The 14,906-nt window shown below is 59.0% G+C and carries 15 protein-coding genes and 1 riboswitch; of the genes, 10 read left to right on the top strand and 5 right to left on the bottom strand.

All coding sequences use genetic code 11. The features are described from left to right. Positions 1-47: 47 nt before the first annotated feature. On the bottom strand, positions 48-425 hold the full coding sequence (locus ABRP84_RS06180; RefSeq protein WP_005279221.1) for an RNA polymerase-binding protein RbpA: 378 nt from the start codon (positions 423-425) through the stop codon (positions 48-50). A gap of 127 nt (positions 426-552) precedes the next feature. Here ABRP84_RS06180 and ABRP84_RS06175 point away from each other — a divergent pair, with 127 nt between their 5' ends. The 4 genes from ABRP84_RS06175 to ABRP84_RS06160 all read left to right on the top strand — a co-directional run bounded on the left by ABRP84_RS06175 (position 553) and on the right by ABRP84_RS06160 (position 3,332). After that, complete coding sequence (locus tag ABRP84_RS06175) at positions 553-894, top strand: hypothetical protein (protein WP_284853929.1); 342 nt, start codon at positions 553-555, stop codon at positions 892-894. Between the two features lie 3 nt (positions 895-897). Then, positions 898-1,599, top strand: a complete 702-nt coding sequence (locus tag ABRP84_RS06170) for a YceI family protein (protein ID WP_349853043.1) — start codon at positions 898-900, stop codon at positions 1,597-1,599. 3 nt (positions 1,600-1,602) lie between these two features. Next, the gene (locus ABRP84_RS06165) at positions 1,603-1,767 is read left to right on the top strand and encodes a hypothetical protein (RefSeq protein ID WP_284853931.1); all 165 of its coding nucleotides are present in this window, start codon (positions 1,603-1,605) and stop codon (positions 1,765-1,767) included. Between the two features lie 659 nt (positions 1,768-2,426). After that, positions 2,427-3,332 (top strand): Dyp-type peroxidase, encoded by a 906-nt coding sequence (locus ABRP84_RS06160; protein WP_349853042.1) that lies wholly within the window; start codon positions 2,427-2,429, stop codon positions 3,330-3,332. Between the two features lie 5 nt (positions 3,333-3,337). On the opposite strand, the gene ABRP84_RS06155 is transcribed toward ABRP84_RS06160, so the two are convergent. Then, positions 3,338-4,651, bottom strand: coding sequence for a class I SAM-dependent methyltransferase (locus ABRP84_RS06155; protein ID WP_349853041.1), 1,314 nt, complete (start codon positions 4,649-4,651; stop codon positions 3,338-3,340). 204 nt (positions 4,652-4,855) lie between these two features. Here ABRP84_RS06155 and ABRP84_RS06150 point away from each other — a divergent pair, with 204 nt between their 5' ends. The 4 genes from ABRP84_RS06150 to ABRP84_RS06135 all read left to right on the top strand — a co-directional run bounded on the left by ABRP84_RS06150 (position 4,856) and on the right by ABRP84_RS06135 (position 9,375). Beyond that, the gene (locus ABRP84_RS06150) at positions 4,856-6,211 is read left to right on the top strand and encodes an NAD(P)/FAD-dependent oxidoreductase (RefSeq protein WP_239268085.1); all 1,356 of its coding nucleotides are present in this window, start codon (positions 4,856-4,858) and stop codon (positions 6,209-6,211) included. 102 nt (positions 6,212-6,313) lie between these two features. Continuing rightward, a riboswitch (TPP riboswitch) is annotated at positions 6,314-6,409 on the top strand. After that, a complete protein-coding gene (thiM, locus tag ABRP84_RS06145) occupies positions 6,397-7,221 on the top strand; it encodes a hydroxyethylthiazole kinase (RefSeq protein ID WP_349853040.1) in 825 nt (274 codons plus the stop codon). (Overlaps the previous riboswitch by 13 nt.) After that, positions 7,218-7,847, top strand: coding sequence for a thiamine phosphate synthase (gene thiE, locus ABRP84_RS06140; RefSeq protein ID WP_349853039.1), 630 nt, complete (start codon positions 7,218-7,220; stop codon positions 7,845-7,847). Before thiM ends, thiE begins: the two co-directional genes overlap by 4 nt. Next, complete coding sequence (locus ABRP84_RS06135) at positions 7,840-9,375, top strand: bifunctional hydroxymethylpyrimidine kinase/phosphomethylpyrimidine kinase (RefSeq protein WP_349853038.1); 1,536 nt, start codon at positions 7,840-7,842, stop codon at positions 9,373-9,375. Before thiE ends, ABRP84_RS06135 begins: the two co-directional genes overlap by 8 nt. Before the next feature lie 4 nt (positions 9,376-9,379). Here ABRP84_RS06135 and ABRP84_RS06130 read toward each other — a convergent pair whose 3' ends face one another. Beyond that, a complete protein-coding gene (locus ABRP84_RS06130) occupies positions 9,380-9,982 on the bottom strand; it encodes a class I SAM-dependent methyltransferase (RefSeq protein WP_239268077.1) in 603 nt (200 codons plus the stop codon). 116 nt (positions 9,983-10,098) lie between these two features. Between ABRP84_RS06130 and corA the strand changes: the two genes are divergently transcribed. Continuing rightward, positions 10,099-11,172 (top strand): magnesium/cobalt transporter CorA, encoded by a 1,074-nt coding sequence (gene corA / locus ABRP84_RS06125; protein WP_239268075.1) that lies wholly within the window; start codon positions 10,099-10,101, stop codon positions 11,170-11,172. On the opposite strand, the gene ABRP84_RS06120 is transcribed toward corA, so the two are convergent. Next, on the bottom strand, positions 11,169-11,624 hold the full coding sequence (locus tag ABRP84_RS06120) for a PaaI family thioesterase (protein WP_349853037.1): 456 nt from the start codon (positions 11,622-11,624) through the stop codon (positions 11,169-11,171). The genes corA and ABRP84_RS06120 overlap by 4 nt on opposite strands. 59 nt (positions 11,625-11,683) lie before the next feature. Here ABRP84_RS06120 and gnd point away from each other — a divergent pair, with 59 nt between their 5' ends. Next, positions 11,684-13,135 (top strand): NADP-dependent phosphogluconate dehydrogenase, encoded by a 1,452-nt coding sequence (gnd, locus tag ABRP84_RS06115; protein WP_349853036.1) that lies wholly within the window; start codon positions 11,684-11,686, stop codon positions 13,133-13,135. A 63-nt stretch (positions 13,136-13,198) separates the two neighbouring features. On the opposite strand, the gene ABRP84_RS06110 is transcribed toward gnd, so the two are convergent. After that, complete coding sequence (locus ABRP84_RS06110; RefSeq protein ID WP_023022292.1) at positions 13,199-14,728, bottom strand: SLC13 family permease; 1,530 nt, start codon at positions 14,726-14,728, stop codon at positions 13,199-13,201. Positions 14,729-14,906 lie beyond the last annotated feature (178 nt).

Raw genomic sequence — 14,906 nt, 5'->3', positions numbered from 1 at the left:
CACCGTGGCGGTCAGGGTACGGGCTTTAATTAATTCCGCTTGAGCCTTTAAGACTTCTTCTGCTGTTCCTGCTCCTTGAGGAGGCGCGCAGCGGTCCGACGGCGGGAGCGCAGGTGGTTAATGCGCTCTTCCAAAAGCTCATCGAGCTCCTCGATGGAGCGACGCTCCCGCAGCATATCCCAGTGTGTGCGCGGTGGCTTGATGGGCTTAGCTTCCACGCCTTCGCCCTCTACGAGGTGGCCCAGTTTGCCATTCTTGCACATCCATTCTTCAGGGATTTCTGCCTCATGTGCAAAGGGCACCTCATAAATCTCACCATCGTCCGTGCGGTATTTCACCATCTGACGCGGTGCGAGGTCGTGGTCGCGGTCAGTTTCGTAGCTGACTGCACCCATACGGCTGCCACGGAGTACGCGATCTGCCATGCAACATCATCCTTTTCAAAGAGATCCCTGATTGACGGCGATAGTTTCGCCTAAGAGCTATTTATTATAACGAACACCCACGCGGTATTGTTCCCAGCCCGCCGTTTAATGGACTAAAGTGTATCGAGTGATCCGTACAGCTAGTCGTGAAAGCAATGTCGGTTCCTGCCAATGGTGTGGAAAGGATATTGACCAAGGCGGTAGGGGACGACCACGTAAGTTTTGCAGCGCCTCGTGCAAACAGCGTGCCTATGAACAAAGAAACAATGTTAGTGGCACGGATATTCCTGCCGATGCAGTAATCTTAAGCCCAGATAAAGTGCAAGGTTTGCGCGACGGCCTTTTTGAATTGCGGTGTTCCGCAGAAGACATTCATACCGCCGCGGAAGAAGGCGCGAGCGCGGAAGAGCTTTCCAGTCTGTGTGAGGAGCTTGTTTCGCTGGCTCGGCGTTTAGAAGGACTTCGATAGTAGATGAAAAAGCTTTTTTATAACCGGAAACTTGTTGTTACCATTTTCGTGGTTTTAATCCTCGTGCTTACCGCCGTAGCGATCGGCCCGATTGTGTACTCGCTTTTCAAAAGCGGCGGCGTCAAGACGGAGCCCGTGACTGCCGATGGCGCCAAGGCAGCCTCGACTCCGCTCGACGGTTCCTGGTCAGTGGCCAAGGGTCGCGCCGATAACCACACTTCGGTGGGCTTTACCTTCGACGAGGTTCTGCCCGCGGAGAGGACGTCCACCTCCGGGTCGACCACGGAGGTCACCGGTCAGGCGAAGATTTCCGATTCCACGCTGGAATCCGCCACCATCACGGTGAATATGGATGCTCTTACCACGGACAAGAAAGTCCGCGACCAAAACATGAAGTCCAAGCTCTTTAAGACCTCAGACTTCCCAGAATCTTCCTTCACGCTTACCAAGCCCGCCTCGCTTGCCGATGTCCCCGAAGACGGCACCATCGGCTCCGTCAAGCTCACCGGTGACCTTACGATCCAGGACAAGACGCAGGAAATCACCCAGGAGTTCGATGTCCTGCGTGACGGTGACGATATCGTCATTGGCGGCGACGTTCCGATTAACCGCCTGGACTACAACGTGGAAACCCCAGACATGCTGGCGGCTAAGGTCGCCGAGGACGGCGAGATCAACCTGCGCATCTCCTTGAACAAGGATTAAACCGTGAATTCTCGCCGCTTAATTTCCGCCCTGTGGTTCCGCCTTATAGTCGTCATAGCTTTCTCGATTTTCGTCGCGGTCCAGCAAATGTGGCTAGTCACAGCGATTGCAGCATTGCTGGCGGTATTAACCATCTGGCAGCTATGGAGTGCCTATAAAAACCAATAGAGAACCAAGGCTTCCCCCCTTTAATTAACGTCACTGTGACTAAATACCGGGGTATAGCAAGCGCCTTAACGCAGCAGCGGGAAAGTCCCGCTATCGGCGCCCGTCCACACAATTGGGCGTTTAGGCTGTTGGGGCTGTTCGCTAGGCACCCTAGGTAAGCCCAAGCGGATTCGAAAGGCTGGCTCGCTTCAGGTATTCAAAGGCGTCTCGGCAAAGTCTGGGCCAACTTATCCGCGGAACCTTCAAACCTTAGCACGCCGCATCCAAAACAAGCAGGGCGGTCAACGCTCCGGACCGAACCGCGAACACGGCAGTCAGCATCGCACGCAATTCATACACGCTCAAGCCGCCCGCAGCTTAACCTGCAGAACTCCATAATTGTCCGATAATGTACATTATGTCATTGTAGATCCGTGGAAGTCCCTCCCACCGGGACCGAGGCCCGTCAGTTTAGAATGTTCAAGCCATTCACAGCGCAGTATGTTCCAAATTGACAAATAGTGCCCTCCAAAAGCCCTAAATCGGCCCACTATTTGTCAAAACGCATCAAACCCTGCACATCACGCATCAAAGCCCACCCACCAAAGCATCCACATCACACCACAGCGCCACATACACCAAACGTGCAATGCCCAAAGCGAACACATATGCTGGAACTCATGACTATTCAACGCGTTGTCACTAAGCCTTCCCGCGCCGCCCTGTTCCTAGTCTTGGACATTGCGGAAGGCGGCGAGCAAGCCACTCGGGACATGCTCTCCGCTTTTAGCGATACCTTCAAGTCCGTCAATTTCCGCCACAATGAGGGCGAGCTGTATACGGTCGTCGGCATCGGCGCGTCCATGTGGCCGCGCCTTACCAGCGCTCCCCGCCCGGACAAGCTCAAGGAGTTCGAGCCGCTGGAGGGTACCTACAAGGCGCCTTCCACCCCCGGTGATATCCTGCTGCATTTCCGCGCGAACACGTATGACCTTTGCCACGAGATGGCGCGCCAGGTCTTGCGCCAGCTGGGCGATGCCGCCACCGTCATCGATGAGACCCAGGGCTTCAAGTACCTGGACCAGCGCGACCTCCTAGGCTTTGTGGATGGCACCGCCAATCCCCTCCCCGAGGAAGCTCTAGAAACAGTGCTGCTTGCCGATGACGCCGATTATCCCCGCGGCTCCTACGTCACCGTGCAAAAGTACACCCATGACCTAGATAAGTGGAGCGGTATCAGCACCGAAGAGCAGGAACGCGTTATCGGGCGCACCAAGGCCGATGACGTGGAGCTCGATGAGGATGCGCAGCCCTCCAATTCCCACGTGTCTCTCAATGACCTCGAGGAAGATATTTACCGCGAGAACATGGTCTTCGGTTCCTTTGCTGCAGGTGAGATGGGCACGTACTTCATTGGATATGCGAAGGACCCAGAAGATATCAACGAGCGTTTGCGCAATATGTTCATCGGCGATCCTGAGGGCAATTATGACCGGATCCTGGATTTTTCCAAGGCCCTGACCGGTACGAACTTTTTCGTCCCGAGCGTTGACCTGCTAGACGAATTCGACGAGCTTCCGCACTAAAGAGCCTAGCGGCGCCCGCCGCGATTGCGGTGGGTTAGGCCAAATTGCACGGAATCGATCATCCCGAGCGTCATGAGCGCCTCGCGAAGTGCGAATTGGAAGGTCCATAACCTGCGGAAAACCGGATCAAAGCCTGCGGCGGCGGCCTCGCGCAGGTGCCCATCGAAAAAGGATCGCTGCTGGCGCAGAGACTCAATATAGTGGCTGCCCACGTGCGTTTCGGACACGATGCGCAGGTGAGAGTTCTTATCCACGAGCCGGTGGAGATCCATAGTCAGCGGGTAGTCGAGGCCGGGCCAGATATAGGCCCGCATGGCCTGCAACGATGCTCGGGCCGCGTCCGACATGGATTCGGTGGCCACGATGGATTGAAAAGCCGCCCGCCCGTTTGCGGTAAGGAAGCGATCGAGGACCCGGATATACGCCTTGCGTTCGCGCGGGCTTAATTGCTCGAATTTTTCCACGCTGATAATCGCGTCGTAGTGCCCGCGCCACTGCTTCGGGCTCGGAACGGAATCCGGAATCCGCTCTACGTGGATAGAATCTTCCGTTCCGGCAAAGACAAGCGCCTCGCGCATCTGGGTGATTTGTTCGACATCGCTGGTCAGGACGTCGACTGTGGCGCGGCGCTTGGTAGCGCGTATCGCGGCCTGCATCCCGGCCGCGGGATAGACAAGAAGGTGGGTACCGGCGCCGGTGCGGGTGGCATCGAGAAGCCAGTCTGCCGCCCTGCGCTGCGCCTCTCCCAAGTCATCCCGGTCCACATTGGTGGGCTCGCTCACCGTGGTGACATCGACAAAGTGGCTCTTCGGCTCCCTGCCGCCGGCTTTCGGGCTAAAGCTCTCGACCGTTTCCCGGATCGTCGTCGGCACGCCGCTGGAGAAAATCCCGCCAACGTGGCTGAGGCCATCGCCGGCATAGAGGCGCACCAAGTCGAGCGGCAGCTCCCCTGGCTCAGAATCACGCACGCTTACCCCTTGCGGTTTGGGAAGGTACCCCACCTGCAGGAGCTTGCCCAAAACTTTTACCAATTGGGCGGAGGATTCGACGGTCCACTCGCCTGCCATATAGCTTTCGGCAAAGCCTAACCATCCGGTAGCGGCGATCCGCTCAAAGAGCGCATCGTGACCCACCTTCAAATCGGGGCCGCCAGCAGCATCGAGTTCGAGCTCCAAGCCGGCGCTATCGCAGGCCTTGGCAAATTCTGCTTCGGCCCGGCGGGATTTTAGCGTCGCCCAGCGCTGCGATGGCACGGTCGCGATATTGGGCCATGCCTCCGCGTCGATGGAGCGTAGATGCTCGGGGGTGGAAAAACTCATGGTTTGGGGAGCGCTCCTGGGTGCAAGGGGTCACGGTGTGGGCTTATTTTAGCCAGTTTCTGAGCGGTTTCGGTCAAGACGCTCCGCAGGAAAGGAAACCCGAAACGCATGTAAATGGGCATCAAGTATGCACGTTATGTGACGAGCGTTTACACTATACGGGTACTTAAATTAAGCTTTCTCGAGGAAGGTCGCATTAATTCCATGACTGATACCCCTTATCGTCCAAACGGAAGCCGTCACCACGTTGTCGTGGTTGGCGGTGGATTCGGCGGTCTTAACACTGTGAAGAAGTTAAAGAACGCCGATGTTGAGATCACCCTCATCGATAAGAAGAACCACCACCTGTTCCAGCCGATGCTCTACCAGGTGGCAACCGGCATGATTTCCGCAGGTGAGGTTGCGCCCTCGACCCGCCAGCTGCTGCGCAACCAGGATAATGTGGACTTTGTCAACGGCAACGTGACCGACATTAACCTGGAAGACCAGACGGTTACCGCCGAGCTCGATGACTTTTCGCGCACCTACTCCTATGACTCCCTTGTGGTCGCCGCTGGCTCCAGCCAGTCGTACTTTGGCAATGACCACTTTGCGGAGTTTGCACCTGGCATGAAGACCTTGGATGATGCCTTGGAGCTGCGTTCCCGCATCATTTCCGCCTTCGAAAAAGCTGAGCTTACCGATGACCCCGCTGAGCGCGAGCGCCTCCTCACCTTCATCATCGTTGGCGCCGGCCCGACCGGTGTGGAGCTCACCGGCCAGATCGCTGAGTTGGCTAACCGCACGCTTAGCGATGTCTACTCCACCTACGGCACCTCCGCCGCTAAGATTTACCTGCTTGACGGCGCGCCACAGGTACTCCCGCCGTTTGGCAAGCGCCTCGGCCGCCGTGCCCAGCGCACCCTGGAGAAGGAAGGCGTCAACGTGCGCCTGAACGCCATGGTGACCGATGTCAACGAAGACTCCGTAACCTACAAGAACATGAAGACCGATGAAGAGGTCACCCTCGAGGGCGCGACCAAGATCTGGTCCGCTGGTGTTTCCGCTTCCCCGCTGGGCAAGATGGTCGCTGACCAAGCCGGCGTCGAGGCTGACCGTGCGGGCCGCGTCTCCGTGAACGATGACATGACCGTTGGTGACTTCAACAACGTCTACATCATCGGTGACATGATGTCCCTGAACCGCCTGCCGGGCTTGGCGCAGGTGGCAATTCAGGGTGGCGAGCACGTCGCCAAGCTCATCGAGACTAAGGTGGACGAGGAGTCCACGGCCGATGAAAAGGAACCTTTCGAGTACTTCGACAAGGGCTCGATGGCCATCGTGACCCGCTTCAATGCCGTTGTGAAGCTGGGCAAGACCGAATTCTCCGGCTTCCCAGGCTGGTTGGCATGGTTGGGCCTGCACTTGACCTACGTCGTTGGCCTGCGCAGCCGCTTGGCCGTATTGGTCAACTGGGCAGCTAATATCCTCTCCCGCAACCGCGGCAACCTGGAGATTACTACCCAGCAGCGCATCGCCCGCAACCTCATCGATGAGGCAGAAGAAGAAAAGAAGAACTAAATTCTCCTCGGCACCAGCCGCCGTCTCACTCCCCGCCTGCGGGGCTGTGGGCGGCGGTTTTGTTGTTTTCGTTCCTATTTTCCCATTTTTGTTAGGCTTGGACATTACAACATGGGGTGCCACGCACCGTGGCTGAGATAAACCCATCGAACCTGCTCTCAGTTAGAACTAGCGAAGGGATTGTTGTGGACTTATCATTTCTGCGTGCCCACGATGCGGTGCGCGATACCGCTCCACTTATTCAGTGCTTGACCAATAAGGTCGTCAGCAATATTTCTGCCAATGCGCTATTAGCCATCGGCGCCAGCCCGGCAATGGTAGATACTCCGGAAGAGTCGCAAGAGTTTGCGAAGATCGCCAGCGGCGTGCTCATCAATTGCGGCACGCCGAATTCCGAGCAATACGCCGGCATGCGTGAGGCAATCGCCGGTGCGACCGCGGCTGGAAACCCGTGGGTCCTTGACCCCGTCGGTGCGGGCGGGCTGGAAAAGCGCACCGAGTTCATGCATGAAGTCTTGCCGCAGGGCCCGACTGCGATTCGCGGCAACGCCTCCGAAATCATCGCCTTGGCTGGAACCGGAGCCGGCGGGCGCGGCGTGGAATCCACCGATGGCGTGGAGGCCGCGCTGGAACCAGCACTCAAACTTTCCCGCGAAACTGGGGCCGTCATCGGCGTATCTGGCCCCACGGATCTCATCGTGCAGGCAGGCGAAAGGCCGCGTGCGGTAAGCCTCGAGTCTGGGCACCCGATGCTGCAAAACGTCATCGGAACGGGGTGTTCGCTAGGTGCCATCTGCGCGGCCTACCTGGCAGCGTGGGATGATCCATTCGCGGCTATGATCGTCGCGCATGCGCATGTCGGGGCCGCGGGCAGCGTTGCCGCTGAGAAATCTACTGCGCCTGGCTCCTTTGCGGTTGCCTGGCTCGATGCGCTGCATGAGCTCACCACTGACGCCGTCGAAGAGCACATCTCTGCCTCCGAGGTCGCGGACGTTGCGGGGCTAGCATGAGCATCGATTGGACGCTGTATCTCATCACCGATCCTAAGCTCGCCGGCGGGCGGGACAACGTAGTTCCCATCGTGCAAGAGGCGGTGCGCGGCGGGGCGACCGTCGTGCAATTGCGCGATAAGGAGGCCAGCGACGAGGAGGTGGAAGCTACCGCCCGCGAACTCATGAAGGTCTTGGGCGATGTCCCGCTCTTTATCAATGACCGCGCCGAGGTAGCAGCCAGGGTGGGCTGCCACCTGCACATTGGCCAAGACGATATGGACTTATCCCAGGCTCGCGCGCTGCTCAGTCCCGATAAGCTCATCGGGCTTTCGGTGGGAACGCAGCAGGAGTTGGACGCCATCGATCCGCAGCAATCCCCCGACGTCATTGGCATTGGCCCGGTTTACTCGACGGCGACCAAGAAGAATGCGCCAGCGGGAATAGGCGTAGAGGCCGCCGGCCGGCTTGCCACCGCGGCGCGCGAACGCGGCATCGAGTCCGTCGCCATCGGCGGCATCAAAGCACACAATGCCCATGAACTTTCCGGAAGCGACTTCGCAGGGATCTGCGTGGTCAGCGACATCATGGCTGCCGATGACCCGGCAGCCGCAGCACACAACCTAAAGGAGGCCTACCGTGGCTAAAGGTACCTACCCTCGAATTCTCTCGATTGCTGGAACCGATCCCACAGGCGGAGCCGGCATCCAGGCCGATCTGAAGTCCATCGCCGCCGCGGGCGGGTACGGAATGAGCGTGGTCACTGCGCTGGTCGCCCAAAATACCCAGGGCGTGCGCAGCGTCCACGTCCCGCCGCTGGATTTCCTCCAGGAACAGCTGGATTCGGTCTGCGAGGACGTAGACATCGATGCCATTAAGATCGGCATGCTTGCCGATGCCAACATCACCGACCTCGTGGCCACCTTCCTCGACCGCATCGACCCATCCGTCCCCGTGGTCTTGGACCCAGTCATGGTTGCCACCAGCGGCGATCGCCTCTTGGCCCCCGAGGCGGAAAAGGCGGTGCGCGAACTGTGCTCCCGCGCTGATGTCATCACGCCCAATCTCAAGGAGCTGGCCGTACTGACGCAGACGGAGGAAGCCGCGGACCTGGATCGTGCCATCGAGGTGGCTAAGGCATGGGCCGCTGAGGCGGATACGGCGGTCATCGTCAAGGGCGGACACCTTGATTCGGCGATTGCCGATAACGCCGTGGTCACCGGCGATGGCACGGTTCACCGCGTGGAATCGGCCCGGGTGCAGACGAAGAATACCCACGGCACTGGCTGCTCCCTCTCCTCTGCCCTCGCAACGCGGCTCGGCGCAGGCGATGATGCCGCAAGCGCCCTCGAATGGTCCACGGACTGGCTGCACGAGGCGATTGCCAATGCGGATGCGCTGGCCGTCGGCAAGGGCAGCGGCCCGGTGGACCACCTGCACCGCTCGCAGCGCTTGATGCGGGCTGCATCCTCGGTCCCGCTTCCTCACCTGGCTGGGCCTTTGGAAGAGGTGGAAAACCCGGAACAACCGCGGGTTGCGGCCGCAGGCCCGTACACGCAGCGCCTGTGGAATATCGCTGCGGATCACTGGGAGCAGGTAAAGGTACTCCCCTTTATTCAGAAGCTGGGTTCCGGTGCACTTGCCAACGATGCTTTCAGCTTCTACCTCGATCAGGATTCGCAGTACCTGGCGTCCTACTCGAAGGCCCTGGCTCGCCTCGCCAGCCAGGCACCCGATACCGCACAGCAATTGCACTGGGCGCAGGGCGCTTATGAGTGCCTCGCGGAGGAGGCTGAGCTGCACCGCGGGTGGTTGAAGGACTCGGCCACCACGGCGCCCTCGCGGGTGACCAGCGCCTACACGGATTTCCTCATCTGCAGCACGCATACGGACGATTATGCCGTTGGCATCGCGGCGGTGCTGCCCTGCTACTGGCTGTATGCAGAGGTAGGCCTGCATTTGGCGGAATTCGACTCGCCCGATCACCCCTACCATGCTTGGTTGGAGGTCTACGGCGGCGAAGATTTCCTCGCCGGGGTGCGCGAGAGCATCAAGATTGTGGAGGAAAACCTGGAGCAGGCGGATGAGGCCACTCGGACCCGCGCCGAGCGCGCCTTTATCAGCGCCAGCATCCACGAGGTCGATTTCTTCGACCAAGCGGACCGGCGCTTTTAAGGCCTTAGGCCAAGAGGTCCGCGCCAGGCCTAGATAGCACGGCGACCAAGAAGGTGGAATGCTCCGAAAATAGCTTCATGTCCCAGGAAGAAAACGTGAAGTCAACGCGGTAGCCCACCTTCTGCGCCATATCGAGGAAGTCCTGGAAGTCCCATCCGCGGCCTTCCCCAAAGCCGGTGACGAAGCGCCCTCCGGGGGTCAGCGAGTTAAAAATATTTCGCAGTGCTTGCTCGCGGCCGTCCACGGCCAAAAAGCCCATGACGTTTCCTGCGGAAACAGCCAAGTCAAAGGGGCCTTCAGGAACCTCTTCCGTGCACAGGTCCCCGACGAACCACTCGCCGTCGGGGAAGTCATGTTCGGCGTGTTCGATCAAAATGGGGTCCACGTCAATGCCCACCACGCTGTGACCGCGGCGCAGCAATTCCCCGCCGACGCGGCCGGTTCCACAGCCGGCGTCGAGGATGGTGGAATTGCGCTCCACCATGGCATCGACAAGCCGGGCCTCCCCATGAATGTCTTTGCCCTGCGCCTCCAGCATCTTCCATTTGCGGGCGAAATTATGGGAGTGGGCGGGATTGGCTTCGGTAACTTCTTTCCACGTTGGCATAGATTCGATTATATTACCCACCGTCGGTGTAAGCTTTACCCGCTGCGTAAAACGTGGCCCGTTTTACTACTTGATTGCGTTACTATCCGCACTACCGTGCAAAGGAGGCTGAAACGATGCCGTCCGTACCCACGCCCTTTAGGGGCCGAAAGAAATCCACGCCTCCTAGTCAGCCCTCCTTCCCGCCGGTTCCCGCGGAGCGCGCCATTGAGCACTGCCGCGTCTTCGTCGATGGTGAGGCCCTACCCGGCGAGTATTCCGCACATTCCGCCCTGGAAACCGTGGCGGAATATGGCCGCGGGTTTGTCTGGGTGGGCCTGCATGAGCCTTATGAATCTCAGATGACGAAGATCGCCTCGCAATTTGGCATCCACGAGCTCATCGTGGAAGACGCCGTTATGGCCCACCAGCGCCCTAAGCTAGAGCGCTACGATGACCAGCTCTTTGTGGTGGCCCGCTCGGTGAATTACCGCGACCACGATGAGGTGCAAGATAAGCGCCAGATCATTTCTACGGGCGAAATCCAGATGATCATGGGCTCTAACTTCATCATCACCGTCCGCCACGGTGCAAAGTTGCCTAACTTGGCTTACACGGTTGAAGACGAGCAGGACTTGGTGGAGCTCGGCCCCGTCGCCATGGCCTGGAAGATCCTGGACATGATGGTGGACCGCTACTCCGAGGTGGCGCGCCTTATTAGCGATGAAGTCGATGAACTCGAAGAGGAAATCTTTACTCCAAACCTCAAATTCGACGTCGACCGCATTTACATGTTCAAGCGCGAAGTCTTGGAAATGAAGCACGCCATTTACCCGCTTTCTGCGGCGTTAAAGGCAATGGTCTCGGATCACAAGGACCTCATCTCTAAGCAGATCCGGTCCTACCTGCGCGATGTCTATGACCACGAGCTCGTGGTCAATGACTTGGTGGCCAGCTTCGATGAACGCTTGACCTCGCTTATTGATGCCTCGGTGGCCAAGGTCACCATGCAGCAAAACTCGGATATGCGCACCATCTCCGCGGTCGTCGGCATGTGGGCCGCGCCGACCCTCGTCGCCGGCATTTACGGCATGAACTTCGATATCATGCCGGAGCTGCACTGGGCCTTTGGATATCCCATGGCAATAATCATCATGGTCGCTGTCGTTGGCGGACTGTGGGCGTGGTTCCGGAAGAACCACTGGCTCTAGCTACGCTCACCCATAATCATCGTGCGCAACGTGGTGCGTGCAACCAAGGTGTCTCCTTGGCGCATTTCTACGCTCCACACGTGGGTCCGGGTGCCTAATTGAATGGGGGCGGCCACCGCTTCTAGCTCGCCCTCACCTGTCGCTTTGATGAAGTCCGTGGAGTTATTGACTCCCATCGCTGGGGCATCGGCAGCCGCGACGCTGGCAAGGGAGGCTACCGTTTCCGCGATGGTGCAATATAGCCCGCCGTTCGCCACGCCCCAGGGTTGGTGGTGCTGAGGGGTCACGGTGAGGTGCGCGCGGGCCTCGGTCGGGCCCACGCGGTCGAAGGTGAGCCCGATGAACTCAGCAAGCCCGTCGTTGACCGAATTTAGTTTCTCCAGCTCCTCCTCGTTGAGCAGGCGCGTGTGCGCGGTATGAAGTAAGTCATTGAGTATCTGGGTATCTGACATAGCCTTCAAGCTTAGCCGCCAGCGCGGCGAAAGTGAGGCGGTGACGTAGGATAGGCACCATGACTGAAAAGAACGAACTCGCGCACATTGGTGTAGTCGGCCTAGCGGTAATGGGCTCCAACCTAGCCCGCAACTTTGCCCGCAATGGCAATACCGTCGCCGTCTATAATCGCAGCCCAGAAAAGACCCACGCCCTCATTGAGGCCCACGGTGACGAAGGAAACTTTATTCCTTCCGAGTCCATCGCGGATTTCGTGGCTTCCTTGGAGCGGCCCCGCAAGGCCATCATCATGGTGCAGGCGGGCAAGGCCACCGATGCGGTCATTGACCAGCTTGCCGATGCCATGGATGACGGCGATATCATCATCGATGGCGGCAATGCGCTGTTTACGGATACCATTCGTCGCGAAAAGGAAGTGGCCGAGCGCGGCAAGCACTTCGTGGGCGCGGGCATTTCCGGCGGCGAAGAAGGCGCCTTGAACGGCCCGTCCATCATGCCTGGTGGTCCGGCCGAGTCCTGGGAGACCTTGGGCCCCATCCTGGAGTCCATCGCTGCCGAGGTAGATGGCACCCCGTGCGTGACCCACATTGGACCGGATGGCGCCGGCCACTTCGTTAAAATGGTCCACAACGGCATCGAGTACGCCGATATGCAGGTCATCGGCGAGGCCTACCAGCTGCTGCGCTACGGCGCTGGCATGGAGCCTGCCGAGATCGCGGAAATCTTCAAGGAGTGGAACTCCGGCGACCTGGACTCTTACCTCATTGAGATCACCGCCGAGGTACTGGCCCAGAAGGATCCGGATACGGGCGCCCCGCTTGTCGATGTCATCCTGGACGCCGCCGGTCAAAAAGGTACCGGCCGCTGGACCGCCATCAACGGCCTCGAATTGGGCGTGCCAATTACCGGCATTGCCGAGTCCGTCTTTGCCCGCGCACTGTCTTCTTCGAGCCAGCAGCGCGCCGCCGCGCAGGAGGGTCAGCTTCCGGCAGGCACGAACACGGAGTTCGACATCGATAAGGATGCCTTCATCGAAGACGTTCGCCGGGCCCTTTATGCAGCCAAGCTCATCGCCTACTCCCAGGGCTTCGATGAGATCAAGGCCGGTTCCGCCGAATTCGGTTGGGATGTCGATCCGCGTGACCTGGCCACCATCTGGCGCGGCGGCTGCATCATCCGCGCTAAGTTCTTGGACCGCATCCGCGAGGCATTTGATACCAATCCAGAGCTTCCCGCTCTGATCCTTGATCCCTACTTCAAGGGCGAGCTGGAAGATCTCATCGAACCGTGGCGCCGCGTCGTCGTCGCCGCAACCCAGATGGGCCTGCCCGCTCCGGTCTTTGCCTCTTCGCTGTCCTACTACGACAGCCTGCGCGCCACGCGCCTGCCAGCCGCCCTTATCCAGGGCCAGCGCGACTTCTTTGGCGCGCACACCTTCAAGCGCACCGATAAGCCCGGCACCTTCCACGTCGAGTGGTCCGGTGACCGCAGCCTGACGCAAACGGACTAAACTGCCGTACACATAGAGGGAGGACCTGCTCGGTGCAGGCCCTCCCCTTTTTAGTACCTGGACTTAGACCAAGCCCAGCCACGACCAGTAGGTGGCAGAAAGCAGGAGGATAAGCAGGTATCCGACGATGGTCAGCGGGATACCAGAGCGAAGGAATTGTTTGGTGCTAAAGGCACCGGTGCCATAGGCCAGCATATTCTGCGGCGCCGAGACGGGAAGCAAGAATCCGAAGCAGATGACGAACTGCTGAATGACCACGAAGCCGATGCCGCCGTTAGGCACATCCAGCGTGGAGGCCAAAGCAATAAAGACCGGGATGAGCGCGGAGGCAAGCGACGTAGCAGAGGCAAAGCCCAAGTGGATGAGGATATTAAACAGCGATACCAGCGCAATCGTTGCCAGAATCGGCAGCGAATCCAGCCCCATCAGCCCGAAGGTCTTTTCTGATAGCCACGTGGCAGCGCCCGTATCCAACAGGAATGAGCCGAGCGAAATGCCGATGGCAAAGACGATGAGGGTACCCCAGCTCACAGATTTTTGGGCCTCTGGCCAGGTAAACACGCCGATCTTCGGTAACAGCATCAGGGCAACGGCCACCGCGGTAATGACGGCCGAGCTAATCGGGTGCAGTAGCCCTTCGGTTGCCCAGAAGAAGAGCAGGAGGAGGGAAAATCCGATGAGCCTCTTCTCTTCCGGTGAGGTGGGCCCGAGGTCTTCTAGCTGCTTGGCGATGAGCTCCTTTCCTCCCTCAATGCGCTCCGTTTCCGGTTTGATGACGGCGCGCATGATGAAGTACAGCGCAATGGACATCAGGATGGACCACGGTGCGGCCCAAATGAACCATTGGCCCCACGAGACCGACTGCCCCATTTGATCCTCGATAAACCCCACCGCCACGAGGTTTTGTGCGGCGGCGGTCTTAATGCCCACGTTCCAGATCGATACGGCCTGCGCTGCGGTAATGACGAGTAGAGCACCCAGCTTCGACTCATAAGACAGGCCGAAGGCGGCTACCATACCGAGCAAGATGGGTACTACGGCGCCCGCACGCGCGGTGGCAGAAGGAACGAAGAAGGCCAAGATGATGGCAATCGCAATGGCGCCGATAACGATGTGGGAGGTCTTCTCCCCCGCGACCTTCAGCACGTACAGGGCAATCCGCTTATGCAGGCCCGTAGCTTGCATCGCCCCGGCCAGAATCAGCGCTGCGGCCACGAGTGCTACCGCGGAGGAGGAAAATCCTGCCATCGCGACCTTGAGAGCGTTGGAGGTGCCGTAGATGCCATCGGATTCTGGATCCGGCCCGAGCCCCAAAAGCAGGGAAATAAGGCCAACGATGAGCAGGGCGCTTACCGGATAGCTCACGGCCTCGGTCACCCACATGATCACCGCGAAGGCCAGCATGCCCAGAGCCACTTTGGCGGGCCAGTCGAGTCCTGGAATCGGGATAAGTAAGACGACCGCTAGAGCCACGAAGGCCAGCGCGAACCACACGGCATCAAGGTGAAACCTCTCCTTCTTCGTGGGCTCTGTTGATTCCTGCGGTGAGGAGTGGGAAGAAGTACTGGCTGCGGATGCTTGTGCTTGAGCCATGTGACGACTCCTTAACAGTTCGGTGTGGCCTTGGAAGGGGCCGGTGAGTGGAGAAAAAGATTTGCGTGCTTCCCAGCACCACCTTCCACGTTAGGTAATAACCAGTGAAATACCTAAAGCAGGGGCTTATTTTTGCTATGGGATTTCTCACTTGTAGCTTAGCCCACCAATCGTGCGT

The sequence above is a fragment of the Corynebacterium sp. KPL2861 genome (assembly GCF_040225475.1).
In the GTDB taxonomy this organism is placed as follows: domain Bacteria; phylum Actinomycetota; class Actinomycetes; order Mycobacteriales; family Mycobacteriaceae; genus Corynebacterium.
The sequence above is the reverse complement of the archived record's forward strand: the minus strand, read 5'-3'. Positions and strand labels throughout refer to the sequence as shown.

Excerpts from the sequence above, each read along its gene's own strand:
- thiE (WP_349853039.1), top strand. The coding sequence starts at position 7,218 with ATGAGCATCGATTGGACGCTGTATCTCATCACCGATCCTAAGCTCGCC.
- ABRP84_RS06110 (WP_023022292.1), bottom strand. The coding sequence starts at position 14,728 with ATGGCTCAAGCACAAGCATCCGCAGCCAGTACTTCTTCCCACTCCTCA.
- ABRP84_RS06180 (WP_005279221.1), bottom strand. The coding sequence starts at position 425 with ATGGCAGATCGCGTACTCCGTGGCAGCCGTATGGGTGCAGTCAGCTAC.
- ABRP84_RS06160 (WP_349853042.1), top strand. The coding sequence starts at position 2,427 with ATGACTATTCAACGCGTTGTCACTAAGCCTTCCCGCGCCGCCCTGTTC.
- gnd (WP_349853036.1), top strand. The coding sequence starts at position 11,684 with ATGACTGAAAAGAACGAACTCGCGCACATTGGTGTAGTCGGCCTAGCG.
- ABRP84_RS06150 (WP_239268085.1), top strand. The coding sequence starts at position 4,856 with ATGACTGATACCCCTTATCGTCCAAACGGAAGCCGTCACCACGTTGTC.
- ABRP84_RS06170 (WP_349853043.1), top strand. The coding sequence starts at position 898 with ATGAAAAAGCTTTTTTATAACCGGAAACTTGTTGTTACCATTTTCGTG.
- ABRP84_RS06130 (WP_239268077.1), bottom strand. The coding sequence starts at position 9,982 with ATGCCAACGTGGAAAGAAGTTACCGAAGCCAATCCCGCCCACTCCCAT.
- ABRP84_RS06155 (WP_349853041.1), bottom strand. The coding sequence starts at position 4,651 with ATGAGTTTTTCCACCCCCGAGCATCTACGCTCCATCGACGCGGAGGCA.
- corA (WP_239268075.1), top strand. The coding sequence starts at position 10,099 with ATGCCGTCCGTACCCACGCCCTTTAGGGGCCGAAAGAAATCCACGCCT.
- ABRP84_RS06120 (WP_349853037.1), bottom strand. The coding sequence starts at position 11,624 with ATGTCAGATACCCAGATACTCAATGACTTACTTCATACCGCGCACACG.